The organism is Pedobacter jamesrossensis (assembly GCF_042650905.1).
Classification (GTDB): domain Bacteria; phylum Bacteroidota; class Bacteroidia; order Sphingobacteriales; family Sphingobacteriaceae; genus Pedobacter; species Pedobacter jamesrossensis.
Genome location: NZ_JBHSBY010000146.1, coordinates 32,462 through 50,989 on the forward strand (window position 1 = coordinate 32,462; position 18,528 = coordinate 50,989).

Genomic DNA, 18,528 nt, shown 5'->3' on the forward strand with positions numbered 1-18,528 from the left:
AAATCGTCTCGCTGAGCAGAGTCGAAGCGCATTTAGAAAGCATTAGATTCCCGCTTGTGGGTACATGTCTAAATAAAGAGTAAATTTTAAAATTTCTAAACCTAAATATTTTTATTTCCAATCACTTTAAAGAATTCATCGCGGTAAGTATCGCCCACTGGAATTATCTTTTTATTAATTGTAATTCGGCTACGCTCTATACTTTCAATTTTATCAACCGCAACAATATAAGATTTGTGCACCCTGATAAACTGATTTTGAGGTAAAGCTTCTTCCATTTTTTTCATGCTCTGCAAAGTGATAATACGTTCCTCTTTTGTAAAAATGGAAATGTAATCTTTCAATCCTTCAATGTATAGAATATCGTGTAGGTAAATTTTCTGAATTTTATGTTCCGTTTTAACGAAAATAAAATCCTGAACCGGATTTGGAGAACCTGAAAATGGCGCAGGTGTAATTAAAGGTTGAATTTGCGGTGGCGCAACATCAGCAGGTTTTTGCTGATTATGAACTTTCTCAACTGCTTTGTAAAAACGGTCAAAAGCGATCGGCTTTAACAAATAATCAGATACATTTAAATCATAACTTTCTAATGCATATTCTGGATAAGCTGTAGTAAGAATATAATGGCATTTATTTCCTGCAATTTTTAAAAACTGTATTCCGGTAAGTTCAGGCATTTGAATATCCAAAAACACCAAATCAATACCTCCGCCCTGAACAATTTGTAAAGCTTCAATCGGGTTTTCGCATCGTTTAACCAAAGTTAAAAAAGGTACTTTGGAAATATAATCTTCCAAAATATCGAGTGCTAAAGGCTCGTCATCAACAATAATACAGTTTAAGTTCATTTTAGGTAGCTATTAATTTTAATATAATCTGATAAAGAATTGGGTAATTGGTTCGCCGTTTAAATATCAATCATCAACTCGCAAGTATAATGAGTAGCCGAATTTACAACATTTAATTTATATCTATCGGGATAAATAAGTTGCAATCTGCGTTCTACATTTGGCAAACCAACACCTCCCTGCGCATCTTTATTCTGGTTATTCTTCTTATTAATAACGCTGAAGTGAAGAATTTTCTGATTAGCAATAATATCTATTTTAACTGGTTCGGCAGGGTCATTAACCACACCGTGTTTAAAGGCATTTTCTACAAATGAAATTAACATTAATGGCACAATTTTCTGATTATCAATCTCTCCGTTTAAAGTCATCTCTATAAAGGCACCATCTTTAAACCGTATTTTTTGTAATTCTATGTAGTTTTTTAAATAATCAACCTCTTTACTTAAAGCTACCGTTGGCGTATTGCTTTCATAAATCATATAGCGCATAATTTCCGAAAGTTTCATTATCGCATCAGCAGTTTTATCAGATTTCTGATAAGCCAAGGAATAGATATTATTTAATGAATTGAAAAGAAAATGTGGGTTTAACTGAGATTTTAGAAACTGTAATTCCATTTCTTTACGCTCACTTTCGAGGTTACGTTGAATGCGTTCATTTGCAAACCAATCAACAGCAAACTTTATTATACAACTACAGATTAAGAAAAAGCCTGAAAGAAATGAAACTATTATAACAAATTGGTGAACGGGTTGCTCAATTCTTTTTCCTTTCGAAGTAACAATAGTTAAAACATCTTCTGGATATAATACCGCAATTGCAGTTTTTAAAACCACAGCTACAGCAATTGTTAATAAAAAAGCGATTACATAAAGCCAATATTTCTTGCGCTTTTTTATTAATTCAGGAATTAAAAAAATGTAATTAATATAAAAAATTGATACATTAATAATTCCATATACAACATAGCTGATTAAGTAATCTTTAGTTGTATGTTTTGTTGTATCAAAAATATGACCTGCTATTACGAGCATTAATATTATCCCCCAAAAAATACAATTCAGAATTAACGGCCCTCTACTTTTTTTCATATTAACTTTTATAGGAATGCAAGCTGCAAAGCTCACAATTTAATCATGCATCCAAAATAAATAAAGAAACTTGTAATTAACTATACAATCTACCAACTGGCTTTTTTTTTCTACGAACGGCCCAATGGGCAAAATTTATCGACAAACGCCAAAAATACCCGTTTATCTATAATCTTGAACACTTGGTATAATAGATTTTAGCAGGATTATTTTCTTCTGTTTCTTTGAACTATCAAAACGAAACAAACATGAAAACATCATCAACAAACTTATCGATAAATCAAAAATTAAATGTTGATGATAGCTTCATAGCCATCAAAATAAATGAACCTATTATGAAAAAATTAGCTAACACCTCGCCATTTTTACTTTTATTATTACCTGTTTTTATGATGATTGTATTAACGCTTACTATAAATACCAACCAAAACGATAATGGAGAAATAGTAGTTAAACCTGCTAAAGCATCTACCTCTATTGTAAAACAAGCTACAGCCATTTTTAAATAGGCATGGGCAATTTCGCAATCGAAACTGTTGGCCTTAACTTTAACTTTGGCAACCAAGCCATTGTGAAAGATTTATCGCTACAAGTACCAAAAGGTAGTATATATGGGTTTTTAGGTCCGAACGGAGCTGGTAAAACCACCACAATAAAAATTCTACTAAACCTGCTTCAGTCTCCAGCCGATCAGGTTTTTATTTTTGGCAAAGAAATTAACCGCAACCGCATCGCTACACTTAAACGTGTTGGGGCACTAGTAGAGCAACCTGCTATTTACGGGCATTTAAGCGGAAAAGAAAACTTAATAAACCGTTGCATTTTATTAGGCATAAAGAAAAGCAAGGCCGATGAAATGCTTGCATTAGTAGGCTTAACCGAAGCCGCAAATAAAAAATCGAGCAAATATTCGTTAGGCATGAAACAAAGATTAGGCATTGCACTAGCTTTGGTTTCAGACCCAGAACTTTTACTCTTAGACGAACCAACTAACGGTTTAGACCCAAATGGAATTATAGAAATTCGTAACCTGATGTTAGATTTGGCTACAAAGCATAATAAAACCATATTAGTATCCAGCCATCTTTTAGCCGAAATAGAACGTACAGCAACCCACGTTGGCATCATAAATAAAGGACAATTATTGTTTCAGGGCACTATAGACGAACTTCATCAGCTCAGCAAACCTATGCTCGAAATTGATGTAGATAAAATCGAAGAAGCTGCCACATTTTTAAGCCAATCTGGCTACGAAATTACCGAACAAACAGCTAAAAAAATTACCATTCCTTTTACCGGCACCAAAGAAAGCGGAACAGTAAATACGCTATTAATTCAGAATGGCTTTACGGTTTCGAGTTTGTACCAACAAAGAAAAGATTTAGAAAACCTGTTCTTAGATATTACCAAAAACAACTAATATGCGCTCTTTATATATTTCTTTAGTTTCCGAGTTTTACAAATCAAGAAAAACATTAGCATTCTGGGCCGCAATTTTGCTTCCGGTTGTAATTTGTTCGTTGGTTTCATTTGGTTTTTACTCAAGTTCAGATAAAATTTTACCATTAAACTATCCGGGTTTAATGCTTTGGGTACGATATAGTGGTGCTACTTTAAACGTTATGGGCATGTTAATTATGCCCTTCTACGTAATTTTCATGGCCTTTTCAGTCAACAATATTGAACATAAAAACGACACATGGAAAACACTTTTTGCTCAACCGTTAAATAAGTTTTCTATTTACGCTGCAAAATATATTTATGCCGTTTTACTCATATTTCTTTGCCTATTTCTGTTTGCAGCGCTAACATTTGGTTTCGGTTATTTATTGCAAGCATTGGTTCCAAAATATACCTTCAGTCAATATAATCCATCAACATTTTTAATAAATTCTTACAGCAAGTTATTCCTTTCATCATTGGGTATTTTATCTCTCCAATTTATTTTAAGCTTAATTTGGGCCGATTTTCTTAAACCAATGGGTATAGGTTTCGTTGGAACAATTATGGGTATCGTTACCGCAGGCCTAAATTGGCAATATGCATATTTAATTCCCTACAGTTTGCCGGCATTAGCTTTACGAATTACTAAAATTAAAAAAGGTGGCGACCCGTTAGCGTTCGAAGTGTTTACGCAAGAAATATATACAAGCTTAATTTATGCCGCCGTTCTTTTCATCATTGGTTACTTCATCGTATCTAAAAAAAGTATTAAATAGCATAGATGTATTTTTCGAAAAGCAATTTCGGCATTTCAATTAATGTTAGCCCTTCTTTTCTCTCCAAGTCCGCACCGAAAAAAATCGGGATTGCGGGCTTTTCGCTTCAATAAGGTTTATTTAAATCAGGTTTTTGCAAAAAAATTAATTTCTTCTAGCAAGATCTCACAAAATTAGCCTAAATGCAACTTTGTAACGATGTAAAAATCTCATTGTAAATAATTTAAAAGCTATATAAAACTTATTTTTAGCCTAAAACCAACCTAACTTAAGAATGATAAAAAGATTTACAACAACCGCATTAGTCTTAGGCTTTTGCGTTTCTGTTTTTGCTCAAGATGCTCCAGATGCAGCAATTGTTCAAAAACTTAGAAAAGAAGGCCTTGAAAACTCCAAGGTAATGGATATTGCATTTAATCTTACAGATGTAAATGGCCCACGTTTATCCAACTCACCGGGTTTAAAAAGAGCTCAAGACTGGGCAGTTAAACAACTTACCGATTGGGGATTAAAAAATGCGCACCTTGAATCTTGGGGAACCTTTGGTAAAGGCTGGCAAGTAGATAAATATTATGCAGCAACAACTTTACCCTATTATCATGCAATTATTGCTTCGCCTAAAGCCTGGACACCAGGCACAAATGGTCCTATTAAATCATCAGTAGTTTTAATAAAAGCAGATAGCGTTGCCGATTTAGCAAAATACAAAGGAAAATTAGCTGGTAAAATTGTAATGATGGATGCTGGAGCACCACTTCAAAGCGGCTTGAAACCAGATTTTACCCGTTATGCAGATACAACTTTAGCTAAAATGGCCGAAGCAAAACCAATGGCTCCGGGTGCGAGAGGTGGTCAACGCCCTGGTGGTGCAAACAACATGATGGCACAAATGATGAAGATGCGTGAAGTTCGTGCAGCAATGAGCGCAATGCTTGTTGAAGAAAAAGTGGCATTAATTTTAACTTATGCTCGCGGTGGTCAAGGTACTTTTTTTACCAGTAACGGCGCTTCTTATGCTTTAGATGCAAAACCAGTTTCACCAGAATTAGAAGTTGTAGCCGAAGATTATTTACATATCCTTCGCCTATTACGTGCAGGCAAGACTGTAGAACTCGAAGCAGATATTAAAACTTCGTTTTACGACCAAGACCCACAAGGTTATAATGTAATCGCTGAAATTCCTGGAACAGATAAAAAATTAAAAGAAGAGTTGGTTATGATTGGTGGTCACTTTGATTCGTGGCATGCAGGAACTGGCGCAACAGACAATGCTGCAGGTTCTGCTGTAATGATGGAAGCCGTACGTATTTTAAAAGCAATCGATTTTAAACCAAAACGTACGATTCGTATTGCGCTTTGGAGTTCGGAAGAACAAGGTTTATTTGGTTCGAGAGGTTATGTTGCTAAACATTTCGGCGATCCAAAGACTATGGTTTTAACGCCTGATCAGAAAAAAATATCTGCTTATTATAACTTAGATAATGGAACAGGAAAAATTCGTGGTGTTTATTTACAAGGTAATGCGGCAGCTGGTCCGATTTTCCAAAGCTGGTTAACGCCATTCGCAGATTTAGGTGCAAAAACAATTACGGTAAGCAACACTGGTGGAACCGACCACCAGGCATTTGATGCTGTTGGCATTCCAGGTTTTCAATTTATACAAGACCCAGCAGATTACAATACGCGTACACACCACAGTAATATGGATACTTACGATAGATTAGTTGAGGATGACCTAAAACAAGCATCAACAATTGTTGCTTCCTTTGTCTATAACACTTCGCAACGCGATGCACAAATTCCAAGAAAATAATTGCCAACCGTTCCAGCTGCTGCTGCAACGGCAACCGCAACTCCAGTACGCAATTAAGATTTTAGAATAACTCGATAAAAAACCTTGGCAGAAAGAAACTGCCAAGGTTTTTCTATTTTAAGAATCAAAGAAACTACTTATTCTTATTGTCGTACTTTCTTTGATTATCCTTATTCGAAGTTTGATCAGAACGCTGTCCTCCACCATTTGTTATTCCCTGAATTTTCTTATCGGTTTTAACATCGTGATTTGCTCTGTCTGCAATTGAACTTCCCTGAACTGTCGAATTGTTTTTTGGTGTGCTCGTATTTTTCATAGCTATAAAATTTAGTGAATAATAATTTACTGAGCGTTATATTATTAACTAATAATAAAGTAAATGGTTTTAATTTTTTAAATAGATAAAACGTTTTTATGAAGAAACTTTCCTAAATAAACCTAGATGGCAGAGATATGGGGACACGCACCTTGGCTATTGCCATGGAACGTATCTCCACTTTCTATAAAGTAATTGGAGTTGAAATTGAAACAGTTTCTAAGGGAATTAATGATAATGTTCGGTGAAGACACAGATCATGGAGTGGCATAGATTTCCTTAGATGGTTAAAATAAATGACTAGCGTCATTAGTAGCATGGTAAAAGAACAGCCTAAGAATTTAACGAGCAGGACAAATTTTTATTTGCAATTACATTTACATTATCTACAACTTCAGGTATTAATTTGATTATTTGGATTTGTTTTTGTTTTATTCGGCATTTGATTATTAATTTAGCAAGATTATACAACAAAATAAATACGTGAAAAAAAACATATTCCTGGCTATTGCGCTTTGCATTGCCACTTTTTCTGTGAGCGCACAGAAACAAACTTACCTCGAAATGTTAGCCAATCAACCAAAATGGGTTGATTCTGTTTTTAATAAATTAAATCGTAGAGAACGTATTGCACAAATGTTTTTCGTTCGTGCTCATACTAACTTAGGGCAAAAGTATACAGATTCAGTTGGCTTGGTAATTAAAAAAGAGCAACTAGGTGGGGTTATTTTTTTTCAAGGCGGCCCAGTTAGGCAGGCAGTAGCTACAAATGCCTATCAGAAAGTGAGCCGTGTACCCTTAATTGTGGCAAATGATGGCGAATGGGGCTTGGGAATGCGGCTGGATAGTACAATTTCTTTTCCATACCAAATGACATTAGGAGCTATACAAAATAAAGAGTTGCTGTATAAAATGGGTTTAGAAGTTGCAAAAGACTTTAAACGTATGGGTATGCAAATGAATTTGGCACCAGATGCTGATATTAATAACAACCCAAAAAATCCGGTAATTAATTACCGTTCTTTCGGTGAAAACAAATATAATGTTGCTACAAAAACTGGCGCATATATGAAAGGTATGCAAGATGGCGGATTGTTAACTACACTAAAACATTTCCCTGGGCATGGCGATACGGATGTAGATTCGCACTACGATTTACCTCAGCTGACTTTTAGCGCAACACGTTTAGATACGCTAGAAATGTATCCTTTTAAAGAATTGATTAAGCAAGGTGCATCGGGTATTATGATTGCACACATGAATATCCCATCTTTAGACAAAACACCCAATTTGCCTTCTACCCTATCGAAACCGATTGTTACAGGCATTTTAAAAGACAAATTAGGCTTTAAAGGTTTAATTATTTCTGATGCGATGGACATGAAAGGTGTGGTAAAATACTTTAAGGATGGAGAGGCCGATTTACTTGGGATTATTGCCGGAAATGATATTTTAGAGCTTTCTGAAAATAGTGACAGAGCAAATAAACTGATTCGTAAAGCGGTGAGACAGGGCAGAATAGAAATGAAAACTATTGATGAAAGTGTTCGAAAAATTTTAACAGCTAAATATTGGGCTGGTTTAAACAAACGAGATACAATTATTACTCAAGGAATTGTTGCTGGTGTAAACCGTAATACCAGTAATGCTTTGGTACAAGAATTAGCAAATGCATCTGTTACTTTATTAAAAGGAAAAGAATATATTAAAAATATGATTCCGATTAGAAGAACGGCTATTATAAGTATTGGTGTCCCTTCAGTTACGAGATTCCAAAAAGAGATTTCGAAAGGTTTTTACAATTCGGTTTATTACGTTTTAGATAAAGATGCAAGTGCAGCACAAATTTCAAATATTGCCCGAGAAATTGGTGCATTCGACCAAGTAATTGTGGGTATTCACGATGCTCGTTCCAGACCGGCAAACAACATCCCGTTAAATGCTGGTGTTAAAAACTTTATTAAAGAATTATCTGGCAAGAATGCTGTTTTCGCATTATTTGCTAATCCTTATAACCTATCAGCCTTACCTGGTTTAGAGAATAGTAAAGGTTTGGTTATTGGATATCAGAAAGAAGATTATATGCAGATTTCTGCCGCTGCTGTAATTAATAATCGTTTGGTTCCTTCAGGTAAATTACCTGTTAGTATATTGCCAAATTATAAATTCGGAGATGGTTTGTAAGTTTCTGTAACAACAAAGACGATGAGAACACAAATAATAAACGCCAACTGTAAAAGCTGGCGTTTATTATATAAAATTAATTCCACTACAAAAGCACGGAAATCAAGGGATTTAATTTTCTGTAGAACAAACTACTTATTTGGCTTTGTACGTTTCCGGACTCACCGCGGCAACCGTCCATCCCTTTAAAAACGAAATTGTTTTTTTCACATCGTGACCAACTTTTCGTTTGCCATTTGCTCCAATTTCTTCGCTTTCTAAGTAAGAAGAATTTTCGATATGTAGAACCTTCCCTTTTCCATCTAAAACAACAAAAACCGGATAACCAAAACGATTTGGGAAACCTAAATATTTCATAGCCTCATCGTTATGATGGTCTTTATCCCAGTTTACCAAAACATATTCGTAATTGTCATTTATGGTTTGTTTTAAAATTGCCGTTGTATCTACAAGATTGTGGAAAGCAATACACCAAGAACACCAATTACCACCAACCTGAACTAAAACATGCTTATTTGCCTTCGCAGCTTTTTCTGTTGCTGCTTTTAAATCTGCCATTGCATTTGCATCAGGGTTGTAAATATGTACACCTTCTGTTTTTGCCTGACTGAAAGCCACCGTAGAAATAAATACCGCAGCCAATAAAATGAATATTCTTTTCATAATTTTTAGATTGAAGATACAAAATTAATAAAGTCTACTGGGTTTATAGATTATGAGTAAGTTCTTTACAGAACAAATACATTTTTACAAAAGCTTATCTTTGTGCTGTTGATGAATTTTTTAGACATACATACGCATAAAGCCGCTCAGGAAAATGGCACAACTAGCATTCAAAGTTTATCACTTACGAGTGATGTTTTTTTAGCGATGCCTAAAACTAAACCGATTTCAATTGGTCTTCATCCATGGTATGCTAGGTTGGATAAACTGGAATTACAAATGAAATACCTGAGTGTTCTTGCAAATCAAACAAATGTGAAATTGATTGGCGAATGTGGTTTAGATAAACTTAAAGGTGAACACCTCGAAAATCAAATCGCTATACTGGAAAAACAAATTGCACTTGCCGAAAAGTTAAACAAACCGTTGATTCTACATTGCGTTAAAGCTTTTTCCGAATTAATTGAAATTAAAGATAGATTGAAAGTTAAAGTCCCAATGATTATTCATGGTTTTAATAAAAATGAAGCACTTGGAAAACAGCTTTTGAACAAAGGATTTCTGCTTTCCTTCGGAAAAACTATTTTGAATAAAAATTCTGGCGCAGCAAAGCTGATTCAAAATCACGATAATTTCTTTTTAGAGACCGATGATTCGGAAACATCAATTGAAGAAATCTATCAGGCTGTATCAAATTTAAAAAACTGTAGCATTGATGAATTAAAAGCACTTATTTTTGCCAACTGGAAAAAGTTAAATTTAACCCCATACACCTAAGGGGGCTAATGAAGGTCTAAAATTAAATATTTTTAAACTTAAAAAAACTCCCCTTTAGGAGTTGGGGGTAATTATGTCAGATGTTTCTTGGCTGTCGCGGTCAGCTTTACTTATAGGCAATGATGGAATTGATAAACTTCAATCAAAACATGTTTTAGTTATCGGTTTAGGTGGCGTTGGTTCTTTTGCTGCAGAATTTATTTGTCGCTCTGGAATTGGCGAACTGACTATTGTGGATGGCGATGTGGTCGATCCAACAAACAGGAACAGACAATTACCAGCCTTAGCTACAAATCACGGAGTGGGAAAAGCTAAAATTATGCAGGAACGTTTGTTAGCAATTAATCCTGATCTAAAACTACATGTAGTTGATACTTTTCTAACGCCAGAAAAATGTAGAGAAATTTTAGAATCGAAATTCGATTATATAATGGATTGCATAGATAGTGTAATGCCAAAAATTACTTTATTGGGAACAGCACTGGAAAAAAATATTCCGATTGTAAGTTCGATGGGTGCTGGTGGCAAAATGGACCCAACGCGATTAAGAATTGCGATGTTACCAGATACTTATCAATGTGTTTTTGCAAGCTATGTTCGTAAGCGCTTAAATAAATTAGAAAATGCATCTAAAATAAAAGCTGTTTTTTCTACCGAAGAAATGGACAAAAACTCTATGATAATGACTGATGGAAGCAACTTTAAACGTTCTGCATACGGAACTGCCTCTTACTTACCCGCAGCATTTGGTGGTGCTTGTGCATCAATAGTTATTCGCGATTTACTTGGCTTAAAAATTGAAATGGCCGAACGACCATTAAGGATTAGTCATAAAACCTTGGCTAAAAGAAAAAGTAAAAAGAAATAATTTTCTATCAATTGTTAATATTCTGATTTCGGGAAAATTTTAAATTGTTGTAAGTTTAAAAAGCAAGTGACCAAAAGTGAAATTATAAGGTGCAGAAAATGATGTAATGCAAAAGAAACTAACCCGACTAATTTAGACGCCCAGCATTCCCCTTTTCCAGATGGGTATTAAAAGAACAAATAATGATGATACAATACTGAGAACATTTAGAATCTGAACAAAAAACAATATGCCCCAACCACTCAAAATTCTTCAAGCCTCTGCAGGTTCTGGTAAAACATTTAGTCTTACGGCACATTACCTTACTTTGCTATTTTCTGGCGAGAATAAATATCGGGAAATTTTAGCTGTAACCTTTACCAATAAGGCAACAGAAGAAATGAAAACCCGAATTTTAGAGGTTTTGCATGGTTTGGCAAAAGGTAATCCTTCAAAAAAAATCGATGATTATCGAAAACTGGTTTTGATTGCTTATCCGCTATTAACTCCACAAGAACTTCAGTTTAAAGCCGATAAAATTTACCGCAAAATTCTTCATGATTATAGCCGCTTTTCGGTAAGCACAATTGATGGTTTTGTGCAAAAAGTAATTAGGGGTTTTGCTTTTGAACTGGGCTTAAACGCCGATTATAATTTAGAAATGAATTATGATAAGGTAAAAGATGATTTGGTAAACAAACTTGATGAAGCTTTAAACACCAATAAACAACTTTTACAGTGGATTATAGATTTGGCAATCGAACGTATAAGCGATAACAAAAGCTGGAATTACAAATTCGAACTATACAATTTAATCGGCGAAATATTTTCCGAACGCTTTCAGATTTTTGAAGATGCAGTTACAGCCTTAGGCCTAGAAAACATTGATGAACTTTTCAAAAAATATATTAGTGTAACCAAGGCAGAGATTAAAAATTTTGAAGAAGAAATTAGCAATCTTGCAACCGAGGCAAATGAAGCTTTAAATGTTTTGGGCGTAGAAAACGAACATCTTAAAGGAAAATCGAGAAGTGCTTTAGCTAAAATTATTTTAGTGGCTCGTGGCGATTTTTCTAAAATAGAACCACTTTTCAATTACATTGATGAACCTGATGAATGGTTTCAGAAAAACGCAAGCTTTCCCGAGGCTTTTGACCTTGTAAATCCTATTCTTCAAAAGATAAAAACACATTACTTAACACATTTGCCAAACTACAGTTTGGCAATCGCTTTCAACAAAAACCTGTATTACTTAAGGTTAATGCAGGAAATTGCCGTTTTACTTAAAGAATATAGGGCAGAAAATGACAATCTTTTAATCAGCGATGCGCAAAAACTAATTTCAGGAATTACAGAAGATGCTGGCGACAATCCTTCATTTATATGGGAGAAAGTAGGCAACAGATACCGTAATTTTCTTTTTGATGAATTTCAGGATACTTCCACCAGTCAATGGGGAAGTTTTAAATCTTTACTTACCAATGCAATGGCTACGCCAAGTGAAGATTTAATCGACCATTTAATAGTTGGTGATACGAAACAATCTATTTATCGCTGGCGAAATGGCGATTGGAATATTCTACACAAGCATGCTAAACGCGATGTTGGTGCAGCAAATGTATTAGAAGATAGTTTAGCCGAAAATTACCGAAGCACAGAAAACATCATCACTTTCAACAATTTCCTTTATCGATCCATTCCGATAACCCTCCAAAACGAGTTAAATGCAAATTTAGCCAATAAACCGGATAGCATTTCAAATTGGTGGGCTGAGGAAAATTACACACAGATTATTACTGATATTTATGCAGGCTCGACGCAAAAATTTGCTGCAAATACCTTAAAAGGCGGAACGATAAAAATTAAAAAATTTAGTAAGGAAAGCGCACCAGATGAAGCTCGTTTTACAGAAACTATTTTTAGAGATATTGCCTTAAACGATGTCATCGAAGAAATTAAAATTTTAAAGGATGAGCAGAATTATGCACTGAAAGACATTGCCATTTTAGTACGATCTAATAGCGAAGCCTTACTTACCGTGCGCAAACTAATGGAGCATAATCTACCTGTTTTATCTGGCGATGCACTGTTAATTTCAAATAATTCGGCAATACAATTAATCATTAACACCTTAAAAGTATTAATAGGTTTAGAGTCTCAAAGCGCACTTTATAAGGCAAATTGTATTGCGCTCTATCATTCGCTCCGAGATAAAGAACCTGATGCAAATCATTATATAAATCTTACAAATAAACCGCTTAACCAACTTGCAGAAGTTTTACCTTCAGCACTATGCGAAAACTGGCAGAGCTGGTTGCAACTTCCACTTCCAGAATTGGTCGAAATATTAATTGAAAGTTATGGTTTAAAAACATTAACCGCCCATCTTCCGTATCTTTTGGCTTTTAGAGATTTAACCGCATCAGCCTCCAAACTTGGAGAAAAAGGAATTATAGCATTTTTAACCTGGTGGGAAGAAGATGGAATTAAAAAATCTTTGCCTTCTCCAGAAGGTGCCGACGCCATTCAAATTATAACCATCCACAAATCGAAAGGATTGGCTTTCAGAGCGGTTTTTGTACCTTTCTGTAATTGGGAAATTAAAGGAAAAGCCAATAGTACTTTCTGGGTATCATCAGAAGAAACAGTTTATAAAGAATTAAAGGGAATTCCGTTGAAATACAACGAGGCTTTAGCCGATTCGGCAATAGCAAAAGCATATTATGAAGAACTGTTGTACAACAATATGGATGCATTAAATATGCTTTACGTAGCCACAACTCGCTCTAAAGATTATCTCTACATCTCTACTATGGGAAAGGCAGAGCCCAAAGGAAATAAAGAAGTTAATTTATCGAACATGGGCGATGTAATTAACTTAACATTTAAAGATAATTTTGATGAAAATGGAGTTTACGAAATTGTGGATTATATTTCATCAGAAAGCAAAAACAACAAAACTAACCTTATAGATTTAAAGCATTATCCAACCACAACAAGGCTATCAGAATTGTATATTTCATCAGAAGAGAAACATTTAAAGCATTTAGTAAACATCGAAAAATCTGGCAGAAAAGGTTCATTATTACATGATATTTTGGCAAATGCCAGCTCCAAAAAAGACGTTGACAAATACATTACAACCTTAATTTTAGATGGAATTGTGCAGGAAGAGGAAAAGCAAAAACTAATAGAATCAGCCTTAGAAGTTCTGAATAATGTAGAATTAAAAACTTTACTAAATAAGGCAACCGAAAATATTGTGGAAAAAAGCATCATCGATTCAAATGGTAAGCTTCATCGTCCTGATAGAGTTTTAATTAATGCGGACGAAGTAATTATTCTTGATTATAAGTTTACGCTTACCGAAAGCGATAAGCATATCGAGCAGGTAGAAAATTATAAAAACCTGCTTATAGAAATGGGACATAAAAATGTTAAAACCTATTTGTTTTACGCCGTTAGCGGTAAATTAAAGCTAGTGTAAATGATCAAGCCATTTTTACAAGAAGTTGCCGAAGATTTAATTGAAAAATTTGGAGCCAATCTCCAACATTGCGCTATCGTTTTCAACAATAAGCGACCATCTGCCTATATGCAGAAATATTTAGCCAATATTATTAAGAAACCATTTTTTAGTCCTTCTTTTTATACCATACAAGAGTTTTTCGCTACTGCTACGAAATTTAAAATCGCCGATTTTTATCTGCAGTTTTTCACACTTCATAAAATCTACAATGAATTGTTAGCAGAAGAAAAGCTTGAACCGATTTCGAGTCACAAATTCTTTCCGTTAGCTAAAATTATTTTAAGCGATTTTACCCAGATTGATAATGATTTGGTTGATGCAGGAAAACTGTATCGCGACTTGGAAGATATTTCTGTTATCAATAAAGATTTCGACTATTTAAGCCCTGAACAGTACCAATTTTTAGCACAATTCTGGACTTCCTATTCTGAAGGCAAACATAAAAAGCAGCAAGAACTTTTTATTAAAATGTGGCGGAGAATGCCAAAGCTTTACCATAAATTTCATGCTGCACTTAAACAACAAGATTATTTAACAAACGGCTATGTTTATCGCCATTTGGCCGAAGAAACAGAAAGTCAAAATGATTTACCAGTTAATTTTGACAAAGGAAAAATCATTTTTGTTGGTTTTAATGCACTAACAAGTGCAGAGGCGAAAATATTTAAGCAGCTACAAGAGACTGACAAAGCCCTGTTTTATTTCGATGCCGATGAATACTATTTAAATGACCCCTTACAGGAGGCCGGATTATTTTTAAGGAAAAACCTGAACCTTTTGGGCTTGAAAAATGTATTTGAAAATAAACCGAGCTTAATGAAAACAGAAAAGCATAAGGTTAATGTTTTCAAAGTTCAGGGGCAATCTGCTCAGGCAAAAATTCTAAATAATATTTTAGAAGAAGATTATTTAAATACCGACGCAATTGGCTCTACAGTTGTGGTTTTGGCCGATGAAAGTTTGTTGTTGCCAGCTTTGCAAACCATTCCTACAAATTATAATGGCAACACAATCGACCTAAATGTAACAATGGGCTTTGCTTTGTCTACATCGAGTATTTTTGGTTTAGCCGATTTGTGGTTTTCATCTCAAATTGAAATTTCGCGTACCGGAAAGGTTTCCTATAAAAACGTAGAGGCTTTTTTAACACATCCGTTAACCGGATTGACTCAAAAGATGCGTGAAAAAATTCTTACGGCACTATTAGCAGAAAACGAAGTAGAAATTGGGCACGAGAGGTTGTTGAGACAAAGCGGACTATTTGAAGTTTTTTATAAAAAAATCGATAGTCCTAAAGATGTTGTACCATACTTACTAGAAGTTTTAGACTTTATTTTAACTCGATTATCAAATGCGAAAACGCTTAAAAAAATCGATGCAGAACTTTTTGTAAAAACTATCCAAGAATTAAACCGTTTGCATGATACTTTTGGAAAACACATTGGCGATGAAGAAATCCAATTTGTAATTTATCTGGTTCAAAAATCATTACAAGCTATTGCAGTTCCGCTTTCAGGCGACCCTTTAAATGGAATTCAGCTGATGGGATTACTCGAAACCAGAAATTTGAATTTTGATAAAGTAGTAATTTTGGGTTTTAATGAAGGTATTATTCCAAAATCTTCTATCGGAAATAGTTTTATTCCAGATTCTATCCGAAGGGTTTATGGTTTGCCAGTTTTAGAAAATCTTGATGCCATTTCATCATATATGGTTTACCGCTTAATGCAAAGGGCAAAAAACATCAACTTTGTTTACAACAGCTTAACCGACGAAAGTACCTCAGGTGAAGCCAGCAGAATTTTAAAGCAACTGGAGTACGAAAGTGGATTTGATTTTACTTACAATGAACTTAATCTGGATGTAAAAACTGAACCTTTTAGAGAAGTTCGTATTGAGAAAAGTAATAATGTTTTTATTCAGGAAACGCTTCAAAAATATCTTGATAAAAAGAAAGTGCTTTCACCTTCGGCTTTAACCCAGTATATCTCCAATCCAATAGATTTTTTCTTCAACTACATTGCAGGAATTAAAGAACCTAAAGAAGTGAGTGCCGTTGTAGAGGCGAATGAAATTGGCTCAATTTTACACAAGGTAATGGAATATTTTTATCAGGATTTGATGAAAGCTGAAATTACCACCGACCGAATTACAGAGAAAAGAAAACAGATTCCAGTGCTTATTCAAAAGGCTTTTAATGCAGTTATGTTTAATCATCCAGATAAGGTGATGGAATATAAGGGTATGCAAAAAGTAATTTTATCGATTGTTGATGCTTATGTTAATATTATTGTAAATCAGGATATTTCTCAAACACCATTTAATATCATAAGCTTAGAACAAAAGGTTGAAGCGGAGATTAGTTTTCCATTAAATGGGAAAGATGCAAGTGTTAAAATCTTCGGATATATTGATCGGGTTGATGTAAAAGATGGCGTAACTAAAATCATCGACTATAAAACAGGAAGTGACAAGTTAACTTTTAAAGATATTACAGCGCTTTTCAATTCTGATGGAAAAAATATCAACAAAGCTTTAGTTCAAACTTTACTTTATACCTATGCATATGAGCAATTCTCGGGTAAAGCTTTTGTAGAGCCAAATTTATACGTTGTTAAAACAATGGCTGTTGACGGTGTTTGGTTTAAATCGGGCAGGCAAACTCTATCAGGAGCATATCTCGAAGAAATTAAACCTGAGTTTTTGGCTGAGCTAAGGAAAAAGCTTACCGAACTATTCGAATCACCATATTTTGTAGCAAGTGCAGTTGAAGATAATTACAAGTACTCTATTTACAAAACTTTGTTTGGGAAATAATTCGGCTAAAGCCGATATATCAAATTTTTATCCCTTGGTTGAAACCAAGGGCAAAGAATGAAAGCGAATCGTCCTAATCAAACTGAAGCAATTATCTGCTTTATTCATCACAGCTTGATAAGCTAACTGTTTACAAAAAAGGCATTTACTGGCTTTAGCAAAAGATTTACACAATAATTTATTTATAGAGATTTGCCATAACCAAATCGCTCTATACTCCATCCATTTCATTGCAGTCTGCTTTAGCTGACTGTCATAAAAAATCCTTATATTGGCTTTAGCCAAAAACTTAGCTATGTCGTATACAAAAATTTGGGTGCACTTAGTGTTCTCAACCAAAAACCGACATCCCTATCTAACTAAAAACATCCGTTACAAGCTGCAAAATCACATCATAGAAAACTGCAAAGAAAAATCAATTTTTCTAACTGCTATTAATGGTTACACCGAACATCTTCATTGCATAATATCATTAGGAAAAGAACAAACTATTGCAAAAATCGCTCAACTAATTAAAGGAGAATCTGCATATTGGATGAATAAAAATATGCTTACAGATGAGACTTTTATGTGGCAAGATGATTATTTTGCCGTTTCTGTTAGCGAGTCGAATTTGGAAATAGTAACTCGTTACATTAAAAATCAAGAAGAGCATCATCGTAAGAAATCATTTCACAATGAAGCAAAAGAATTCGTCAGTAAATTTAAGTTTGAATTACAAAAAGAATAAAATGCTAACCCTAAACTTTACGAAATTTCCAGCACTCGAAACCGAAAGATTAATTTTAAGAGAACATAGCCCTTCTGATGCCGAAACCTTGTTTGCCATGCGCACCAACGAAACAGTAATGAAATATATCGATCGTGAGCGACCAAAAGATTTACTAGAAATTGAAACATTCATTACCGCATTTAACAGGGGTTTCGAAAATGGCGACAACCTCGCCTGGGTAATCGCTTTAAAAGAAAATCCTGACAAAATGATTGGTTCGATAGGATATTGGCGGACAGATTATGGAAACCATAGAGCAGAAATTGGTTACATGCTCCACCCAGATTACTGGAGAAAAGGAATTATATCGGAAGCATTAAAAAGAACGATAGCTTTTGGATTTGAAGAAATTAACCTGCATACCATCAAAGCAAATATTAATATTGAAAATGATGCATCAAGAAAAATGCTAATTAAACATGGTTTTGTTAAGGAAGCGCATTTCAAACAAGATTATTATTTCCGTGGCCAATTTTTAGATAGTGAGATATACGGATTATTAAATCCGAATCATTAGCGCATAAATCTTTATATTATGTATTGTTTAGACAGAATAACAGAGCAAACCATCAAGGCTGATGCCCGGCTTTATAAAAATTTGACTTGACAAGAGTGATTAAAATAAAAACGATATATTCCGATAAAA

15 protein-coding genes are annotated in these 18,528 nt (G+C 34.4%); 11 read left to right on the plus strand and 4 right to left on the minus strand.

Translation table 11 applies throughout. The annotated features are described in order from the left end of the window. Nucleotides 1–101 precede the first annotated feature (101 nt). Together ACFOUY_RS20835 and ACFOUY_RS20840 are read right to left on the minus strand one after the other, a co-directional pair. Entirely contained in the window at nucleotides 102–851 is a 750-nt protein-coding gene (locus tag ACFOUY_RS20835) for a LytR/AlgR family response regulator transcription factor (protein ID WP_378963219.1), read from the minus strand. A 59-nt stretch (nucleotides 852–910) separates the two neighbouring features. After that, nucleotides 911–1,945 (minus strand): sensor histidine kinase, encoded by a 1,035-nt coding sequence (locus ACFOUY_RS20840; RefSeq protein WP_378963220.1) that lies wholly within the window; start codon nucleotides 1,943–1,945, stop codon nucleotides 911–913. Between the two features lie 248 nt (nucleotides 1,946–2,193). On the opposite strand from ACFOUY_RS20840, the gene ACFOUY_RS20845 reads away from it, so the two are divergent. From ACFOUY_RS20845 to ACFOUY_RS20860, 4 genes are all read left to right on the plus strand, one after another. Beyond that, a complete protein-coding gene (locus tag ACFOUY_RS20845; RefSeq protein WP_378963221.1) occupies nucleotides 2,194–2,454 on the plus strand; it encodes a hypothetical protein in 261 nt (86 codons plus the stop codon). A gap of 2 nt (nucleotides 2,455–2,456) precedes the next feature. After that, nucleotides 2,457–3,365, plus strand: a complete 909-nt coding sequence (locus tag ACFOUY_RS20850; RefSeq protein ID WP_378963222.1) for an ABC transporter ATP-binding protein — start codon at nucleotides 2,457–2,459, stop codon at nucleotides 3,363–3,365. A gap of 1 nt (nucleotide 3,366) precedes the next feature. After that, complete coding sequence (locus ACFOUY_RS20855; RefSeq protein ID WP_378963224.1) at nucleotides 3,367–4,164, plus strand: ABC transporter permease; 798 nt, start codon at nucleotides 3,367–3,369, stop codon at nucleotides 4,162–4,164. A 274-nt stretch (nucleotides 4,165–4,438) separates the two neighbouring features. Further along, on the plus strand, nucleotides 4,439–5,977 hold the full coding sequence (locus ACFOUY_RS20860; protein ID WP_378963226.1) for a M28 family metallopeptidase: 1,539 nt from the start codon (nucleotides 4,439–4,441) through the stop codon (nucleotides 5,975–5,977). Nucleotides 5,978–6,110: 133 nt separating this feature from the next. On the opposite strand, the gene ACFOUY_RS20865 is transcribed toward ACFOUY_RS20860, so the two are convergent. Continuing rightward, the gene (locus ACFOUY_RS20865) at nucleotides 6,111–6,293 is read right to left on the minus strand and encodes a hypothetical protein (RefSeq protein WP_378963227.1); all 183 of its coding nucleotides are present in this window, start codon (nucleotides 6,291–6,293) and stop codon (nucleotides 6,111–6,113) included. A gap of 483 nt (nucleotides 6,294–6,776) precedes the next feature. Here ACFOUY_RS20865 and ACFOUY_RS20870 point away from each other — a divergent pair, with 483 nt between their 5' ends. Continuing rightward, the gene (locus ACFOUY_RS20870; RefSeq protein WP_378963228.1) at nucleotides 6,777–8,477 is read left to right on the plus strand and encodes a glycoside hydrolase family 3 protein; all 1,701 of its coding nucleotides are present in this window, start codon (nucleotides 6,777–6,779) and stop codon (nucleotides 8,475–8,477) included. A gap of 135 nt (nucleotides 8,478–8,612) precedes the next feature. Here ACFOUY_RS20870 and ACFOUY_RS20875 read toward each other — a convergent pair whose 3' ends face one another. After that, nucleotides 8,613–9,140 carry a thioredoxin family protein gene (locus tag ACFOUY_RS20875; RefSeq protein ID WP_378963229.1) on the minus strand — a complete coding sequence of 176 codons (528 nt, stop codon included), beginning with the start codon at nucleotides 9,138–9,140 and terminating at the stop codon, nucleotides 8,613–8,615. Nucleotides 9,141–9,251: 111 nt separating this feature from the next. Between ACFOUY_RS20875 and ACFOUY_RS20880 the strand changes: the two genes are divergently transcribed. The 6 genes from ACFOUY_RS20880 to ACFOUY_RS20905 all read left to right on the plus strand — a co-directional run bounded on the left by ACFOUY_RS20880 (nucleotide 9,252) and on the right by ACFOUY_RS20905 (nucleotide 18,399). Next, complete coding sequence (locus ACFOUY_RS20880) at nucleotides 9,252–9,917, plus strand: TatD family hydrolase (RefSeq protein ID WP_378963230.1); 666 nt, start codon at nucleotides 9,252–9,254, stop codon at nucleotides 9,915–9,917. A gap of 73 nt (nucleotides 9,918–9,990) precedes the next feature. Beyond that, complete coding sequence (locus ACFOUY_RS20885; RefSeq protein WP_378963231.1) at nucleotides 9,991–10,785, plus strand: tRNA threonylcarbamoyladenosine dehydratase; 795 nt, start codon at nucleotides 9,991–9,993, stop codon at nucleotides 10,783–10,785. Between the two features lie 229 nt (nucleotides 10,786–11,014). Further along, nucleotides 11,015–14,251, plus strand: coding sequence for a UvrD-helicase domain-containing protein (locus tag ACFOUY_RS20890; protein ID WP_378963232.1), 3,237 nt, complete (start codon nucleotides 11,015–11,017; stop codon nucleotides 14,249–14,251). Next, nucleotides 14,252–17,110: a PD-(D/E)XK nuclease family protein gene (locus ACFOUY_RS20895; protein WP_378963233.1), complete on the plus strand. Its 2,859-nt coding sequence runs from the start codon at nucleotides 14,252–14,254 to the stop codon at nucleotides 17,108–17,110. It abuts the gene before it with no gap. Nucleotides 17,111–17,381: 271 nt separating this feature from the next. Continuing rightward, a complete protein-coding gene (gene tnpA, locus ACFOUY_RS20900; RefSeq protein WP_378963234.1) occupies nucleotides 17,382–17,840 on the plus strand; it encodes an IS200/IS605 family transposase in 459 nt (152 codons plus the stop codon). Between the two features lies 1 nt (nucleotide 17,841). Continuing rightward, a complete protein-coding gene (locus tag ACFOUY_RS20905; RefSeq protein ID WP_378963235.1) occupies nucleotides 17,842–18,399 on the plus strand; it encodes a GNAT family N-acetyltransferase in 558 nt (185 codons plus the stop codon). Nucleotides 18,400–18,528 lie beyond the last annotated feature (129 nt).

Bases quoted from the DNA above. Each gene is read 5' to 3' on its own strand.
- ACFOUY_RS20845 (WP_378963221.1), top strand. From the start codon at position 2,194: ATGAAAACATCATCAACAAACTTATCGATAAATCAAAAATTAAATGTT.
- ACFOUY_RS20860 (WP_378963226.1), top strand. From the start codon at position 4,439: ATGATAAAAAGATTTACAACAACCGCATTAGTCTTAGGCTTTTGCGTT.
- ACFOUY_RS20885 (WP_378963231.1), top strand. From the start codon at position 9,991: ATGTCAGATGTTTCTTGGCTGTCGCGGTCAGCTTTACTTATAGGCAAT.
- ACFOUY_RS20895 (WP_378963233.1), top strand. From the start codon at position 14,252: ATGATCAAGCCATTTTTACAAGAAGTTGCCGAAGATTTAATTGAAAAA.
- ACFOUY_RS20850 (WP_378963222.1), top strand. From the start codon at position 2,457: ATGGGCAATTTCGCAATCGAAACTGTTGGCCTTAACTTTAACTTTGGC.
- ACFOUY_RS20840 (WP_378963220.1), bottom strand. From the start codon at position 1,945: ATGAAAAAAAGTAGAGGGCCGTTAATTCTGAATTGTATTTTTTGGGGG.
- ACFOUY_RS20855 (WP_378963224.1), top strand. From the start codon at position 3,367: ATGCGCTCTTTATATATTTCTTTAGTTTCCGAGTTTTACAAATCAAGA.
- ACFOUY_RS20880 (WP_378963230.1), top strand. From the start codon at position 9,252: ATGAATTTTTTAGACATACATACGCATAAAGCCGCTCAGGAAAATGGC.
- ACFOUY_RS20875 (WP_378963229.1), bottom strand. From the start codon at position 9,140: ATGAAAAGAATATTCATTTTATTGGCTGCGGTATTTATTTCTACGGTG.
- ACFOUY_RS20835 (WP_378963219.1), bottom strand. From the start codon at position 851: ATGAACTTAAACTGTATTATTGTTGATGACGAGCCTTTAGCACTCGAT.
- ACFOUY_RS20905 (WP_378963235.1), top strand. From the start codon at position 17,842: ATGCTAACCCTAAACTTTACGAAATTTCCAGCACTCGAAACCGAAAGA.
- ACFOUY_RS20865 (WP_378963227.1), bottom strand. From the start codon at position 6,293: ATGAAAAATACGAGCACACCAAAAAACAATTCGACAGTTCAGGGAAGT.
- ACFOUY_RS20890 (WP_378963232.1), top strand. From the start codon at position 11,015: ATGCCCCAACCACTCAAAATTCTTCAAGCCTCTGCAGGTTCTGGTAAA.